Source organism: Paraburkholderia domus (genome assembly GCF_905220705.1).
In the GTDB taxonomy this organism is placed as follows: Bacteria; Pseudomonadota; Gammaproteobacteria; order Burkholderiales; family Burkholderiaceae; genus Paraburkholderia; species Paraburkholderia domus.
This window is the reverse complement of sequence record NZ_CAJNAT010000001.1, coordinates 231,343-247,083: the sequence shown is the minus strand read 5'-3', so window position 1 is coordinate 247,083 and position 15,741 is coordinate 231,343. Positions and strand designations below refer to the sequence as shown.

Sequence of the window (15,741 nt, the reverse complement as noted above, 5' to 3'; positions counted from 1 at the left end):
GTTGAGAATTCCAGCAAGGCTGTCTCCAATTCGTGACTCCGCTGGGTGGGCGGGTACGTGGTTTTGTTCTTTGCGAATCGAACCCGTATCCGGTGCGGCAGCGAACGGTGGGGGCAAATTGATCATAGATACGTAGTGTAAATTGGTCAAGCCACTTTTAATTTTGACGAGTGGGTTCAGTCGTATCCATGGCTGACAATAGTTGCCAGAAGCCGGGAGCTGGAGCGGCAAGCGCACAGACTGGAGGCTTATTGGCGGCCATGCGGACGGGTGGCCTATAATCTCTATCGAGCTTTCGTCGCGGTAAATTGGCCTGACCAAAACGCAATCCGGTCTTTCGCGCGGCGGGCGATATGCGGGTTCCAGGGAGGACACTTGACAAGCACCCAACTCAAACAGGTCGAGACGAAACGTCTCTATCAACACATCGCTGATCAGATACGGGCGCTCATCCAGTCGGGTGGCTTTGCCCAGGGCGCACGTTTGCCTCCCGAGCGCGATCTCGCCCAGCAACTGGGTGTTTCGCGGCCCTCATTGCGAGAAGCGTTGATCGCACTGGAGATTGCAGGCTCCGTTGAGATTCGCCAGGGTTCCGGTGTCTACGTGTGCCGGACGCCCGAGCGTTCGCCGAATGCAACCGTCGCCTTGGGTGAAAGTCCGTCCGAGTTGATGCAGGCACGCGCGGTATTGGAAGGCTCGCTGATCGTGTTGGCCGCCGCGCTGATTACGCCGGAGAGGTTGGCCCGCCTGCGCGAGACGCTCGATGGGATGCGCGCTCAGATCAAGGCAGGGCGTTCTCCGCTCGACCATGATCGCGCGTTCCACGTGGGTATCGCAGAGATGACCGGCAATCTCGTGCTGGTCCGGATGGTGACCGAATTGTTCGACGAGCGTCACAGTCCGATTTCAGCGCGTCTCAGCGGACACGCGGAAACGGGGCAAACCTGGGCGGCAGCGCTCGAGGAGCATGAGACGATTTATCGCGCACTCGAGGAGCGCGACCCGCTCGCTGCTCAATCGGCGATGCGCAGCCATCTGAAGGCATCCGAGATACGGTGGACTGAGACGGGATGATGTCTTGTAAGCGTCTTTGCACACATGCGTCCACTAAATGTTGCCGGCCTCTCACGCTGTGGTGCATGGACGCCCAGGGTGGGCGGTGATCTGCACGATTTTCTGATGAAGTTGGCCAAAGGTAGCGGTACGTTCAACTGGCATCATCACCGGCACGAAGATGAGCTGTTCTTCGTCGTCACGGGTGTGCTGCGGATGGGTCTCCATCTAACGGCGGGCGACGCCGAGATCGAAGTGGGTTCTCGACGGACATCGATTGATAACAAATGAACATCAATCATTCCAATCGGCAGGCAGCAACAAACCGCTCCTGCAGCAGCATCTTGAACTCAATATCAGGCTCCTGGCTGCCCATAAAACTCACGCTGAAATCGGCCTCGCCACTGATGACGGAGCCAAGCACCTCGTTCGCGCTCGAGTCCAGCAGCTTGACCCTGATGCGCGGAAAGCGGCGATGATAGTTTGCGATGACGTTCGGCAGAAAGTAGTAGGCCACCGAAGGCACGCACGCGATAGTCACACGCCCCAGGCGGCTCGATGAGACATCGCGGATGCCGAGCAGTGCGACGTCGAGATCGTCCAGCAGTTGCTCGGCGCTCGGCGCAAACACGCGGCCGATGGTGGTCAGCGTGACACTGCGCGTGGTGCGCTCGAATAACCGCACGCCGAGCGCTTCCTCCAGTTTGTCGATCCGGCGACTCAACGCGGGCTGCGAAATGCTGATCGCCTCGGCGGCCTTTCGGAAGCTTCCCAGCTCCACCACCGCGCGAAACGCCTGCAAGTCGGTCAAATCGAAGTTAATTCCCACGGGCCAGCCTCCGCATGTCAGATGCCGAGTATTTTGCATGATTCTGCCGGGACTACGCCGCCGCGATGGCGCGCGTCTATGCAGTCCCTGATCCATACTACGAACCTCGGGTCGTTGGTTTGAATGATTGATGCATCGGGTTATCAATCGTCCTCGTAGTGAGACGGAAGCTAGCCATTCGAGCTATTTCCGGCTTTGAGTTCGGGCTACGAACGAGCGCTGAGTTCGATCCACAGATTGCGAAGAGGCCTGCAACCGGTATATTTGCTCGAATGATGTGAAACAGGAGTCAGAGAGATGGACTTTGATTCGGCAAGTCGAAATCGTAGTGTCGCTATGCTGTTGACGTTGTCGGGCGGCTTTCTGGACGCATTCACGTATGTCGGGCATGGTGGCGTATTTGCCAACACGATGACGGGGAACGTCGCACTTCTCGGCATTCAGATAGCCGCAGGACAGTGGGCTCAAGCGGCCCGGCACATCCCTCCCTTGATCGCTTTCGTCTTCGCGGTATTTGTCGTTCATCTTCTGCGCCTCGATGCCCTCAAGCCATCGATCCGTCGTCCGGCGCTCGTTTGTCTGCTACTCGAGATCGTCTTTTTGGCCGTGGCGGCAAGCGGTCTGCTCGGTGACTCGGACGCCTGGCTTATCCCCGGCATTTCGTTTGTCGCCACTTTGCAGACGTTATCATTTACGCACGTGGAGAAGCTGACCTATACATCAGTCATGACGACAGGAAATCTGCGGCGAGCTGCGAAGAAGCTTATGGAGGGCTTTATCCCGAACTACGATAGGGCTGCGTTGCACGATGCGTCACTGCTTGGTATGGCAGGTTTCTGCTTTTTTGCTGGCGCGGTTTTAGGAGGCGTGAGCACACGGGCGCTGCATGACGGTGCACTCTGGCTTGCGGTGCTACTTCTTGTTGCAGCGCTTCTACAGATAGTCCTGCTGGTTCGCCAGCGCGGCGACGAGGCCACCGCGCAAAGTTCCGGCGAGTGATGTTAGTGTCCATTAATTCTCCTGGCCATATTCACCGCATTTGCTGGCGCAAGAAGGGCCGCGGCCTCTGCCAGATAAGGCCTGCGTGGTGAACCTTTCCTGCTGTGGCGTGCAGTCGACGAGCACGGCGTCGAACTCGACATCCTGCTGCAAAATCGGCGCGACAAAGCCGCCGCCAAACGCTTCTTCAAGCGTGTGCTGCGCTCGAACCCGGTGCCACGCACGATCGTCACCGATCAATTGCGCAGCTATCCGGCGGCGAAAGGCGACATCCCGAAACTACTCGACGTGAAGCATAGGCGATACGCCCCGCGCCTGTTCACTCATCAAGCGTTTTCTGGCGCGAGCACGGCGACACCATCAGCGGCACGCACGCCCTGTCCCACGGGGAGCACGAAGAGCGGATTGATTTCCGCCTCGACGATCCTGTCTCCGAGTTGCACGGCCATGCGCGAAAATGAAACGATTGCGTCCACAAGCGCATCGACGTCGGCGCGAGGCCGTCCACGGAATCCGTCGAGCAGCGGCCACGTTTTCAGTTCGTGGATCATCGCAAGTGCTTCTTCACGCGCGAGCGGCGACTCGGGGGACAGCAGTCGCATCGTGGTGTCCTTGAACAGCTCTGCCGTGACGCCGCCCATGCCGAGTAGCAATGCGGTGCCGAGCGGATCGCGATGAAGACCGAGAATCAGTTCGGTTCCTCCGCTTACCATTTCCTGCACCAGGAAGGCATTTGCCGACACGCCGGTCGCGATCTGGACATCATCGCGCATGCGGTTCAGGCGCGAGCCGATCTGGTCGACGTTCAGGCCGACCGCCACGCCACCGACTTCGCTCTTGTGCGTAATCTCACTCGACAGTAACTTGAGCACGACCTTGCCACCGAGTTCGCGGGCGGCCATTTCAGCTTCCACCACGCTACCCACCGTCCGTTCGCGTACCGACGCCACGCCGAAGCTTGCGAAGAGCGCTTTAGCCTGTGCTTCATTCAGGGAGCCGGCCGGGAGGTCGATTGTGTCGACTTCCGCTACAGGCGGGCGGTCGTCCGAACGCAAAGCACTGCGCATGTTTTCACCGTGGAACCACATTGCCGCGAGTGCACTCGTCACGCTTTCGGGCGAGACGAATGCGGGGACGTCCTGTTCGTTCAGCAGGCGTGTGATTTCCGGCGCATGAGGGCTCACGAAGGCCATTACGGGTTTGTCGCTGCCCGGCAGAGAGTCGCGGATCGCGCCAGCCATCAGGTCAGGCATCGCGAGCCCCGACGATCCGACAATCACGACTACCGCGTCATAGGCTGGGCTATCAAGCAGCGTACGGATTGCGCCGCGCAGAAGATCCGGTTGCAAGCCGGCCAGCGTCACGTCAATCGGGTTGCGGTCGAGTACCGCATGATCGCCCGTTTGCAATGCGCGCAAGCGCACAGCGGTCGCCTCGTCAGGGGGCGGCGTCTCGAAGTTCGCCATGCCCAGACTGTCGGCGACGAGCGTGCCGGCACCGCCTGTCGATGTCAGGATCGCGACCCGTTTTCCGGGCAGCGTACGGCGAGTGGCAAGCGCATGAGGGATGTCGAGCAGGTCTGAGAAGGTCTGCGCGCGAATGATGCCGACCTGCCCGAAGAGCGCGTCATACATCCGGTCGGAACCTGCCATGGCGCCCGTGTGCGAGACGGCGGAACGGGCGCCGGACTCCGACCGGCCAATCTTGAACACCACGACCGGCTTACCCGCGGCCTGCGCGCGCAATGCGGCGCGGCGGAACCTGTCCGGATGGCGCAATCCCTCCATGTACAAAGCGATAACAGATGTTGCATCGTCGTCGACGAGATAGTCGACGAAGTCCGCCATGTCGAGGTCGGCTTCATTGCTGGTCGACACGAGCTTCGACAGGCCGATTCCGCGTGCGGCTGCCCGCGACAGCAACGAACCAAGAATCCCGCCGCTTTGCGACACCACACCGATCCCACCGACGGTAAAGCGATCGGTCTCCAATGCGCCGCTTGCCGACAGTGTGATGCGGTCAGTCAGATTGACGAGCCCGATGGTATTCGGCCCAAGCAGGCGCATGGCTCCAGCTGCTTCGACGAGTTGCGACTGCCGTTGTGCGCCTTCCTGACCAGTCTCAGCGTAGCCGCTTGCCAGAACGATCGCCGCGCTGGTGCCGCGATCGGCCAGTTCCTTGACTGCAAGATGGGCGCGTTCGGCACCTAGCAGTACGATGCCGACATCGGGCGCATGGGGCAACGACTTCACATCGGCATAGCAGCGCAGGCCGTCAATGGTTTCATAGCGCGGATTCACGGGATAGATGTCGCCTTCGAAACCGTGCTTCCTGAGGTAAGCCACCGGTCGACCGGCAGTTTTCGCCGGGTCCGCCGAGGCGCCGATCACCGCCACGCTCGCAGGGCGCATCAGTCTGGAAATAGCATTCATGTTGGTCTCCCTGGCGCTCATTTGCTTTTGTTCAGGAACGCGAGCACCGCGTCGCGATGCTCGCCGCTCGTATAGCAGACGGCCTGTGCCTGGCTGCCCTGCGCGAATACCTGCGGCGCAGAGAGCTCGTAGCTCTGGTTGAGAATCGACTTGCCGAGTGCGAGTGCGGTGGGCGAGCCGACGCTCAATTCCGCAGCCCATGCGTGCGCGTCGCCCAGGAGAGCGGCGGGTGTGCTGAGCCGATCCGCGATGCCGAGTTGCAACGCTTCCTTTGCATCGACCTTGCGTCCGCTGAAAACAAGCTCCTTGGCACGGGCGAGCCCCACGCGGCGCGGCAGAAAGTACATGCCGCCGCCGTCGGGAATCAGACCGCGTTTGATATAACTCCATGCGAAACTTGCTTCCTCTGACGCGATAACGAAGTCACACGAGAGCGCCATGTCGGCGCCGAGGCCAGCGGCCGCTCCGTTCACTGCGGCAATAGTCGGTTTGGGCATGGAGTAGAGGAGGTTGACCGTGTGATGCACGAGCTGTTGGCGCGACCAGCCGTTGAATGCAATCTCTCCGGCGGGGGCCTGCATGCGCTCAGCCATGCCGCTTACGTCACCGCCCGCGCAGAAGCCTTTACCGTTGCCCGTCAGGACCACCGCATGCACCTGCCGGTCTCGTGACACTTCCTCTAGTGCTGTGATCAGTTCGAGGCGCATCTCGTTGGAGATGGCGTTACGTTTTTCCGGACGATTTAGCGTGATCGTGGCGATCCGGGATTCGATGGTGACTTGAATGGTCGATGGGTTCATGCGTGTCTCGATAGGGGAATTGACGTCGCGGACTGCTTGATCGCGTTAGTGCAGCTTAGCCGTACATCCTGCCGAAGACATCACTCCAATTCCACACAGTGAAACTAACGCGCTGGTCGTTCGGTCAGCTGCCGCAGTTTCACTGTGTGGAATTGAGCTCTTGTCAGCGTCCTTCCGGCGTCGATAATGAATTCAACGCAGGGCACATACACGACGCACCTGTGACCACTTATAAAGACCGGAGACACCATGCAGGTAGCCCCTTCCAGTTCAATCGATGACAGCGCCACCGGGCAGCCTGAAGCAGAAGGCGTCTACCGGAAAGTCACCTGGCGGCTATTGCCGTTCCTTTTTGTGTGCTACGTCTTTGCTTATCTGGACCGTGCGAATGTCGGTTTTGCGCACCTCCAGTTCTCAAAAGACATTGGCCTCTCGGATGCCGCTTTCGGGCTGGGCGTCGGTCTGTTCTATGTCGGCTACATGCTCTTTGAGGTGCCGAGCAATCTGTGGCTCGCCCGGGTCGGTGTAAGAAAGACGCTGTTGCGCATCATGGTATTGTGGGGCATCGTCTCAGCGGGCACGGCGTTCGTCCATACTCCCACGCAGTTCTATATCGCTCGGGTTTTACTGGGCGCAGCCGAAGCAGGCTTTTTCCCGGGCGTCATTCTCTACTTCACCTACTGGTTTCCCGCAGCGCGCCGGGCGCGCGTCACGTCAATCTTCATGACGGCGATCTGCGTGTCGGGGATCATCAGCGGACCGTTGTCAGGGTGGATACTGAACAGTATGTCGGGCTTATTCGATTACAAGGGCTGGCAATGGCTGTTTCTGCTCGAAGGCTTGCCATCGGTGGTCGCCGGACTATTCGCTTATGCCTATCTGACCGACCGCCCGGAGCAGGCCACCTGGCTCTCGGACGACGAAAAGGCGTTTCTGCTTAGCGAGTTGAAGCGCGACGCGCAGACGAAAGCCGGCCGCGCGCACGGTTCGATCTGGGTGGCACTGAAGGAGCCGAAGTTCTACTTTCTGACCTTCGCGTATTTCAGCGTACCGTGGGCGAGCATCGTCGTGCATATCTGGGCGCCAAGCGTGATCCAGAAAAGCGGTGTAACAAATTTCTGGCATATCGGGCTTCTGTCTGCCATTCCTTATGTGGTCGGCGCTGCTGCGATGTACCTGCTCGGGCGCAACTCGGACCGCATGCTGGAGCGGCGGTGGCACTTTATGGCGAGCGCGCTGATGGCTGCGTTCGGCGTCGCGCTTCTGCCTGCTGCGGCGAATCACGCAGGCGTACTGGTGGCGCTGCTGTGCGTCGCGACTGCCGGTTATCTCGGCATGTTGTCGCTTTTCTGGACGATCCCGCCAGCTTACCTGTCGAGCACCGTCGCAGCGAGTGGCATTGGTCTCATCAGCAGTCTCGGTCAGTTCGGCGGCATTTCGGCTCCGACTGTGATCGGCTTTGCGTCGACCCACTTCGGCAGCAGCGCAATGGGCCTGTATGCGGTGTCGGTCGTTTCAATTCTCGGCGGTCTTGCGGTTGTGCTCGGCATCCCCGCGCGGGCGATCAGCGAACGCCGTGAGTGATGGCGGCATGCAGGCGCTTAGCCCTCGAGACGTGCGCATTCAGCGGTGATATCGTCGCGCAGGCGCAGCAGCTTCGCCGCCAGTTCACGCACGATGCCGTCCTGAGACGTTGTGGTGCGTACGCTAAAGTTAAGCACAAGCAACTGGTGTCCCGGGATGACGAGTGGTGTGGCGAGCGCGATGACTTCGGGTTGCCAGCTCGCCACACAGAATCCGTTGCGATGTACTGCTTCGACGGCGCTGGTGATTTCACGCGCAAGCATTGCCCAGTCATTTCGTCCGCGCCGCTGGAAGGTGTCCATTAGCAGCGTGAAATTCTCCTTCGGCTGCATCGCGAGATAGGCCCGGCCGAGTGACGTCAGCTCCATGGGCACGCGTTGCCCTGACACGATGGTACGCAAGGACGCGCGCTGGTTATAGCGGATTGACTCAAGGTAGACCATTTCGTGCCGGTCGGCCCCTGCAATCCCGACATTGATGTGCAATTGCTGGGCCGTTTCACGGATAAGTGGGCCTGCGACACTCAGTACGGTCGACCCGCTACGCAATGCCTGTGCAAGACTCAGTACCGGCAGGCCAAGCCTGTAGGCCCGGCGCGCCGCATCGTGCTCGAGATAACCTTCCTGCACGAGGGTTCGCGTCAGACGGCTCACGGTAGCCTTTGGCAAACCGGTTCGTTCGGCCAGATCTCCGTTGCCGAGAAGCGCCGCACCGGGGCCAAACGCGCGAAGCAGTTCGATCCCGCGCTCGAGCGAGCGATTCAATCTGGACGGCGTGGCGGCCGGTAATGCACCTTTACGATTTGCCATTTAATGTTTGATGTCGAAGTTGCTGCGTGAAGCGCGAATGCCTGGCTTGCCGATCAACGTCCCGGGTCTGTCAGATCTCGCCCCTGCAGCCAGACGACATCAGATTTCCATGCGTCGCTTGAGGTGAGCCCGCGAAGTTTTTCCTGCAGTAACGTGGACCACGCATTGACAAGACGCGACGGCCGGCTTTCTCGCAGCGTCGTAATAGCGACGGTCGAACGGATCGCAGGCCGCTCGATGCTGAGCGCCGTAAGCTCGCCGCGAGCCGCTTCCTGCTGGATCGCGATATAGGTGAGAATTGAATAACCCGCCCCCGATTTCACGAGTTGCTTTGTTAGTGCGACGCTGTCGACTTCAAGTTCTACACGTAGCCGTACACCGTGCTGAATTGCCGCCTGCTCGATTAGCCGGCGGTTGCTATGCGGGAGCCCAGGCAGGATCAGCGGGATGTCCCCGAGATCCCGGACCTGATATTCGCGCCTGGCTGACTGCGCCCCAGGCGGTCCCACGAGGAACATGGGTTCACTGAACAGTGGCCGGACATCGAAAGAATCGAGCAATGGCTGGTTATAAACGACCGCGAGGTCGACGCGCTTGTCCAGTACCCACTCCTGGAGCGAGCTGCTGAGACCTTCGCGCATGTGCAGGCTGACCCGAGGCCATAGGGTCCTGAAATCCCGGATCAGTTCGGCACCTATCAACATCCCGATTGTCGGCGGTAATCCGACGGCGAGATGGCCCCGGTCCTCGTCGGAACTGGCCCGGACCTGTTCCCCGGTTTCGCTAACCATGTGAATGATCAACTCTGCTCTTTCCAGCAGACGCGCTCCTGCTGCCGTCAGCCTTACTCCACGACCGTGGCGAACCAGTAGCGGGACGCCGATGTCCGTCTCCAGTTTCGCGATCTGTCTGCTGAGCGCTGGTTGCGCGATGTACAGGTCCGAAGCAGCCCTGCTGAAGCTACCCGCACGGGCAACATGCACAAAACTTCGTAGTTCCCGGAAGTCCATGACAGGAGAAGCTATGCCAGAAAAGCATAGGAATACATGTTTTAACGGTCTTTGTCAAAGTATTGGCCGACCGATATGCTTAACGCAAATACAAGAGCAGTTCGCAAATTTTGGAGACATCATGCTGTACCTTCCAGTCTTTCATTGCTTTCCTACGTCTGATAGCGCCCGGGTCTCGAACGGCTGGCCTACGCGGCGGCTCTCAATCTGACCGGCGCTTTGGCGCGACCCTAGTCAAACCCGCAGCTTCCACGGCGCTCCCGGCGAGGGATGCCGTCGGAATAGCTAAAGGTTTTCGTTCGGGCACTGCTCATACGACAAGGCTTGCAGTCGTCTATCTGCTGTCGCTTCGCAGTGGTACACGTAGGATACCTAATGAACGTCCTAAGAAAACTGCATGTCCAGGTACTGATTGGCCTTGCATGCGCAGTTGTACTTGGTCTCGCTGCACCCCAGTCTGCGATTGCCATGAAGCCGCTCGGACAGGGATTTATCGCGCTGCTGAAAATGATGCTCGCACCGATAATCTTCTGCACGCTGGTTCAGGGACTGGCGCATGTGAAGGATCTGCGCATGCTGGGCCGGATGGGCGTGAAGTCCCTCGTTTATTTTGAGGTTGTCAGCACTTTTGCCATGGTGCTCGGCTTTGCGATGGTCAACCTGTTCCAGCCGGGGGCGGGTCTTCACGCTTCGAACATTGCCGAGAGCGCAGAGGCGCTCAAAACAACCTCGGGCGCCGCCAATATCTCGGCGGTCAATTACCTGCTTAGCCTGATACCGCATACCCTCGTCGACGCGTTCGCAAAGGGAGATATCGTTCAGGTCCTCATCATATCGCTGCTTGCCGGGCTGGCGCTGAACATGGCGGTGGGCGCCGACTCCGTCATCCTGCGGGGAATCGATGAGGCACAGAACGTCCTGTTCCGGATGCTGGCCTTCATTATGAAACTTGCACCGCTTGGCGCGTTCGGCGCGATGGCCGCGGCGATAGGCAGCTACGGCGGAATGACGCTCGTCTATCTTCTCAAGGTCATTGTTCTGTACTACGTCACGTCCTTGTTTTTCGTGTTCGGTGTGCTCGGTTCCATTAGCTGGGGGATCGGGCTGCCATTTTTCAGCGTTCTCCGGCTGATCCGTGACGAGATCCTGCTGATATTCGGTACGGCGTCAAGCGAGGTCGCGTTTCCGCGACTGGTCGAAAAGCTGCAGAAGGCTGGGTGCGATGAAGTCGTTGTCGGATTCGTCCTCCCGGCGGGTTATAGCTTCAACCTGGACGGCACATCGATCTATATGGCAATCGCCATCGGGTTCATCGCGCAGGCGACCGACACGCCGTTCTCGCTCTGGCAGCAGCTTGGACTGCTCGCCATCCTCAGTCTCACGTCGAAAGGCGGCACAACTGTCGCAGGGGGCGCTTTTGTCAAACTCGCGGCAACCCTGCAATCAGTTCACACGCTACCGGTAGGTGGCCTGGGACTCCTCTTTGGTATCGATCGCGTGATGGCCACCGCTACCGCCCTCGTCAACGTTGTGGGCAACACGATGGCGGTGTTTGCTATTTCCCGCTGGGAAGGTGCGTTCGACGCGGAAGCTTATGCGCGGGAAACCGGCAAGCGGCCCCGTAGTTCCTGTCTGAAGCTTCGCAAGCCCGCGGCCCAGGCCGGCGCAGTCCAGTCGAACTGAATATATCGTCAAAGGAAAAATTCATGCAGCGCATATCACCCATTGACCCTGATCGCCTCGATCCAGAGCAGCGCGCAGTCTACGACTCGATTGCGAGCGGGCCTCGCAAGGGAGTCCGCGGACCCCTCGCAGTCTGGCTGCACCGTCCGCAGCTGGCGGACCGTGCACAGGCACTCGGACGCTATTGCCGGTACGACAGCAGCATTACGCCCCGGCTGTCAGAACTCGCCATCCTGCTGATGGGTCGACACTGGCTCGCGGAATACGAGTGGGCTGCGCACAAACCATTCGCGCTCGAGGCCGGCTTGTCGCTGGAGGTCATCGACGCTATCCGCGATGGGCGGGAGCCCACGTTCGCGCAGCAGGATGAAGCACTGGTCTATGCCTTCATGAAACAACTTCATGAGAATCGCGCAATCAGTGATCAGCTTTATAGCGACCTCGCGCGCGCCATAGGACAGAACGGACTCGTTGATCTGGTCGGCATCGCCGGCTATTACACCCTGATCTCGATGACGATCAAGGTGTTCGAGGTGCCACCTCCGGCTGGCGTCGCTCCCGAACTGCCCAACACATTTGATTGAGGTAACTACTATGGAAACGTCATTGAACAGCAGCCATTTCAGCAATTACGCAGGCCGCCTTAAGGGAAAAGTGGCAATTGTCACCGGGGCAGGTTGCGTAGGCCCGGGATGGGGCAATGGACGCGCCGTCGCGGTCCTTTTTGCGCAGGCAGGTGCGACCGTGTTCGCCGTCGACAAAAGTGCGGAGGCGATGGATGAGACGGTGCGCCGTGCACGAGAAGCAGGTGGCGAAGTAACCGCGCACACGTGCGATGTTACCGACAGCGCAGCAGTGGAGGCAATGGTCGCTGCATGCAGGGGCAAATATGGCCGGGTGGACATTCTGGTCAACAACGTCGGCGGCTCTGCTTCTGGCGGTCCGGTAGCACTGCCGGAGGACAAATGGGATGCCCAGGTGGCGTTCAATCTCAAAAGTGTCTACCTGACCTGCAAGCACGTCCTGCCTGTTATGGAAGAGCAGGGAAGTGGGGCGATCGTCAACACGGCATCGACCTCGGGCATTCGCTGGACGGGGTCCGCGCAGGTCGCCTACGCAGCTTGCAAGGCAGGGGTGATCCAACTCTCAAAAGTCGTCGCTGTCGAGTACGCAAAAAAGGGCATCCGCGTCAATACCGTTGTCCCGGGCCAACTTCACACGCCGATGGTTGAAGTCCGACTGGCCGGTCAACGGGCCGGTGGGGATGTGGACAAGCTGCTCGAAAGCCGGGTCGCGCGTATCCCGCTGGGATTCATGGGCGATGGACGCGATACGGCAAACGCTGCCCTGTTCCTTGCCTCGGACGAAGCCCGGTTCATTACGGGTACCGAGATCGTTGTGGACGGTGGTATGACCGCGCGGTGCGATTGATGATGATGAGCGCCCAGGCAGGCGGATTGTGGGACTGCCACACCCATATCTACGGTCCATGGAAGTCGTTTCCGCTTCCCGATGATGCTGCCTACCGACCAGCCGAAGCGCCGATGACCCGCTTGCTGGAAATGCATCAGGGACTCGGCATTTCCCACGGCGTGCTGGTTCAGGCCGCCTGCTATGGGACGGATCATCGCGCGTTGCTTGCCGCTCTCGCGATCACTGAGGGCCGCTACCGCGGTGTGGCGCTGATCGACGGCACAGTCGACGACGCAACGTTGCAGACAATGCACGACGGCGGAATTCGAGGGATTCGTTTCAACTTCATGGGGCATCTACCGGGAGAGCGCAATCTGGACCAGTTGCGCGTGCTCGTTGAGCGGATCAAGCCTTTCGGGTGGCATGCCCTGCTGCACGGCCAACTGCGGCAGCTCCTGCCGGTGCTTGACGCATGGAGCGATCTGGATATCCCACTGGTGATCGACCACATGGGGCGCGAGGAAGCGACGCGCGAACCCGATGAATCACGGCTCAAGGAACTGGCAAAACATCTTCGTCACACGAAACGCTGGATCAAGTTATCTGGTGTTGACCGGATGATGAAAGGTGTGCCGTCATCCTGGACCGCGGCGATACCCGTCGCAAGGATGTTGCTCGCCGCTGCCCCGGAGCGGGCCATCTGGGGCACGGACTGGCCGCACCCGAACGTGCAGGGCAACGTTCCGGACGACGCGTGTCTGCTCAGGTTCGTCCAGGACGTTTGCGGCGATGACAAAACGAAAGAGGCGGTACTCGTGGATAACCCACGGCGTCTGTATTTTTAACGGTGGACTTTTCAATGCAATCGATAGCAACCGATGCCGTGGCCTCGTCTGACGCCGAACAATCAGCCTGCCGGAAGGCGGCATGGCGGCTGGTGCCTCTCCTCGCTCTGGCGTACTTTGTCAATTATCTGGACCGTACTAACGTCGGCTTTGCCGCCCTGACCATGAACCGCGACCTCGGCTTGACAGCTTCGGAGTTCGGCTTCGCGGCAGGCATTTTCTATGTCGGATACTGCCTGTTTGAAGTACCCAGCAACCTCGCGCTCTATCGATACGGTGCGCGCAAATGGCTGGCGAGAATCATGATCAGTTGGGGACTGTTTGCTGCTGCCACGAGTCTCGCAGCAGGTGCCACGAGTTATTCGCTTATCCGCCTGCTTGCCGGGATCGGCGAGGCTGGGTTCTTCCCGGGAGTGATCTTCTACCTGACGCTCTGGTTTCCATCCCAGTATCGCACGCGCATGATGGGATGGTTTCTGGCAGCGATTCCGCTTTCATCGGTATTCAGCGGCCCGCTTTCTGTTTCCATGCTGAAGCTGGACGGGTCGTTCGGCCTGCATGGATGGCAATGGCTCTTTATCCTTCAAGGGCTGCCAGCCTGTGTTCTCGGTGCCCTGTGCCTCATTGTTCTTACAGACACCCCAGACAAGGCGAAATGGCTAACTCCTGATGAACGTGCGGCGCTCCAATCGGCGATCAGCAATGAGCAGCAGGGCCGTCCCGGCGAGCACAGCTTCTCCCGTTCGCTCCGGGACACCCGCGTCTGGCTGCTGGCTGCGATCCTGTTCAGCTACATCATCGGTATCCTGGGGATCGGGGTATGGCTTCCCACGATTCTCAAGACCCATCACCTGTCGGACACCCAGGTCGGTTTTGCGACCGCGCTCCCTTATGTCGTCGCGAGTGTTGCGATGCTGACGTGGGCTCGTGTGGTAGCGAAGTCGCGCCGGTACGTGAAGCATCTCGCATTGACATGCGGGCTCGCGGCGATCGGATTTTTTGGTTCGGTAGCATCGGACAGTCTGATGCCGGCCATGATAGGACTGACCGCTGCATTAGTCGGGCTGTCATCCGTCAGGACCTGCTTCTACAGCATTCCAGCCACGTTTCTCAGCCAGGAAGCACGGGCGGGAGGCCTCGCCTTCATCAATGCAGTGGGTAGTCTTGGTGGCCTCTGCGGTCCGTACATGGTGGGCTGGCTCAAGGACGTCACAGGCTCGTTCAAGGCGGGGTTGATCGGTATGGGAAGCATGCTGGTGCTTGCCACAGTCCTGACGCTTGTTCTCAGAAAAATCATCAAGGAGGATTAAGGCCATGGCTGACAGTATCTGGCAGCGCAGCATGCGCACGCCCGATCCATCGATCATCATTCTGGACAAACGCTTTGAGCGTTACCGGCTTGCACATGCGACCGTTGAGCGCCTGTGGACCGGGACCCGATGGGGTGAAGGCCCCGTCTGGTTCGGCGACGCCCGCGCGCTGCTCTGGACAGACCTTCCTAACGACCGGATCCTGCGCTGGGACGAACAGACGGGCGCGGTCGCGCCCTATCGTGCCCCGTCCAGTAAGGCCAACGGCCTCACCCGCGACCGGCAGGGACGACTCATCGCCTGCGAACACGGGCAGCGACGCGTTACGCGCACGGAATATGACGGCCGGGTAACCGTCATCGCGGACAGCTACCAGGGCAAGCCGTTGAATTCGCCGAACGATGTGGTCGTATCAGGCGACGGCGCCGTCTGGTTTACTGACCCCCCGTTTGGACTGGTTAGTGATTACATGGGCCAGATCGCGGAGGCCCAGCTTCCGGCAAGCATTTACCGAGTCGATCCCGGTAACGGCTCCATCACCTGTGTCGCGGACGATGTGCCCGGGCCGAATGGCCTCGCGTTCTCACCGGACGAGCGGATCCTGTATGTCGTGGCATCGCGTGCCCGTCCGCGGACCATCCTTGCTTTCAACGTGGAAGACAGAAGAAGTCTCCGGGACGGGAGAGTGCTCATCGACTCAGGAGACGGCACGCCTGACGGTTTTCGGGTGGACGTCGACGGAAATCTCTGGTGTGGGTGGGGCACCGGCACGGCCGAACTGGATGGCGTACGCATATTCGCGCCGGATGGCGCCGCGATTGGTCACATCGGATTGCCGGAACGATGTGCAAACCTGTGTTTCGGTGGGCGTGATCACAATCGCCTCTTCATGGCGGCTACATCGTCCCTTTATTCGCTCTACGTGAACACACGCGGCACCGTCTGATGCCGGCAAATAAAATTAAATTAATCAA

Annotated in this window: 14 protein-coding genes and 2 pseudogenes; 11 read left to right on the top strand and 5 right to left on the bottom strand. The window is 59.7% G+C overall.

What is annotated here, in order from left to right; genetic code table 11:
* Window positions 1-375 precede the first annotated feature (375 nt).
* A complete protein-coding gene (locus tag KHO31_RS01030; protein ID WP_201085109.1) occupies window positions 376-1,074 on the top strand; it encodes a FadR/GntR family transcriptional regulator in 699 nt (232 codons plus the stop codon).
* 105 nt (window positions 1,075-1,179) lie between these two features.
* Window positions 1,180-1,344 (top strand): cupin domain-containing protein, encoded by a 165-nt coding sequence (locus KHO31_RS01025; protein ID WP_201073190.1) that lies wholly within the window; start codon window positions 1,180-1,182, stop codon window positions 1,342-1,344.
* A 16-nt stretch (window positions 1,345-1,360) separates the two neighbouring features.
* Here the strand turns inward: KHO31_RS01025 and KHO31_RS01020 are convergent.
* A pseudogene (locus tag KHO31_RS01020) lies at window positions 1,361-1,882 on the bottom strand (LysR family transcriptional regulator); the annotation flags it as partial.
* A 297-nt stretch (window positions 1,883-2,179) separates the two neighbouring features.
* On the opposite strand from KHO31_RS01020, the gene KHO31_RS01015 reads away from it, so the two are divergent.
* Both KHO31_RS01015 and KHO31_RS01010 read left to right on the top strand, forming a co-directional pair.
* Window positions 2,180-2,881: a YoaK family protein gene (locus KHO31_RS01015; protein ID WP_201085110.1), complete on the top strand. Its 702-nt coding sequence runs from the start codon at window positions 2,180-2,182 to the stop codon at window positions 2,879-2,881.
* 81 nt (window positions 2,882-2,962) lie between these two features.
* Window positions 2,963-3,178, top strand: a pseudogene (locus KHO31_RS01010) (DDE-type integrase/transposase/recombinase); the annotation flags it as partial.
* A 29-nt stretch (window positions 3,179-3,207) separates the two neighbouring features.
* Here KHO31_RS01010 and KHO31_RS01005 read toward each other — a convergent pair.
* A complete protein-coding gene (locus KHO31_RS01005) occupies window positions 3,208-5,313 on the bottom strand; it encodes an acetate--CoA ligase family protein (protein WP_211622532.1) in 2,106 nt (701 codons plus the stop codon).
* Between the two features lie 17 nt (window positions 5,314-5,330).
* Window positions 5,331-6,113 carry an enoyl-CoA hydratase/isomerase family protein gene (locus KHO31_RS01000; protein ID WP_211622531.1) on the bottom strand — a complete coding sequence of 261 codons (783 nt, stop codon included), beginning with the start codon at window positions 6,111-6,113 and terminating at the stop codon, window positions 5,331-5,333.
* A gap of 249 nt (window positions 6,114-6,362) precedes the next feature.
* Between KHO31_RS01000 and KHO31_RS00995 the strand changes: the two genes are divergently transcribed.
* On the top strand, window positions 6,363-7,697 hold the full coding sequence (locus KHO31_RS00995) for an MFS transporter (protein WP_090692586.1): 1,335 nt from the start codon (window positions 6,363-6,365) through the stop codon (window positions 7,695-7,697).
* Between the two features lie 17 nt (window positions 7,698-7,714).
* Here KHO31_RS00995 and KHO31_RS00990 read toward each other — a convergent pair whose 3' ends face one another.
* The gene (locus tag KHO31_RS00990) at window positions 7,715-8,506 is read right to left on the bottom strand and encodes an IclR family transcriptional regulator (protein ID WP_211622529.1); all 792 of its coding nucleotides are present in this window, start codon (window positions 8,504-8,506) and stop codon (window positions 7,715-7,717) included.
* A gap of 53 nt (window positions 8,507-8,559) precedes the next feature.
* Window positions 8,560-9,516, bottom strand: a complete 957-nt coding sequence (locus KHO31_RS00985) for a LysR family transcriptional regulator (RefSeq protein ID WP_211622527.1) — start codon at window positions 9,514-9,516, stop codon at window positions 8,560-8,562.
* A 375-nt stretch (window positions 9,517-9,891) separates the two neighbouring features.
* Here KHO31_RS00985 and KHO31_RS00980 point away from each other — a divergent pair, with 375 nt between their 5' ends.
* The 6 genes from KHO31_RS00980 to KHO31_RS00955 are packed head-to-tail and all read left to right on the top strand — an operon-like array spanning window position 9,892 to window position 15,713.
* Entirely contained in the window at window positions 9,892-11,199 is a 1,308-nt protein-coding gene (locus tag KHO31_RS00980; protein ID WP_090692597.1) for a cation:dicarboxylate symporter family transporter, read from the top strand.
* A gap of 23 nt (window positions 11,200-11,222) precedes the next feature.
* A complete protein-coding gene (locus tag KHO31_RS00975) occupies window positions 11,223-11,783 on the top strand; it encodes a carboxymuconolactone decarboxylase family protein (protein WP_201085113.1) in 561 nt (186 codons plus the stop codon).
* A 10-nt stretch (window positions 11,784-11,793) separates the two neighbouring features.
* Window positions 11,794-12,630, top strand: a complete 837-nt coding sequence (locus tag KHO31_RS00970) for an SDR family NAD(P)-dependent oxidoreductase (RefSeq protein WP_090692604.1) — start codon at window positions 11,794-11,796, stop codon at window positions 12,628-12,630.
* A complete protein-coding gene (locus KHO31_RS00965) occupies window positions 12,630-13,457 on the top strand; it encodes an amidohydrolase family protein (RefSeq protein WP_211622525.1) in 828 nt (275 codons plus the stop codon). Before KHO31_RS00970 ends, KHO31_RS00965 begins: the two co-directional genes overlap by 1 nt.
* Before the next feature lie 14 nt (window positions 13,458-13,471).
* Window positions 13,472-14,767 carry an MFS transporter gene (locus tag KHO31_RS00960; RefSeq protein ID WP_201107980.1) on the top strand — a complete coding sequence of 432 codons (1,296 nt, stop codon included), beginning with the start codon at window positions 13,472-13,474 and terminating at the stop codon, window positions 14,765-14,767.
* Window positions 14,768-14,771: 4 nt separating this feature from the next.
* Entirely contained in the window at window positions 14,772-15,713 is a 942-nt protein-coding gene (locus KHO31_RS00955) for an SMP-30/gluconolactonase/LRE family protein (RefSeq protein ID WP_211622523.1), read from the top strand.
* Window positions 15,714-15,741: the final 28 nt, after the last annotated feature.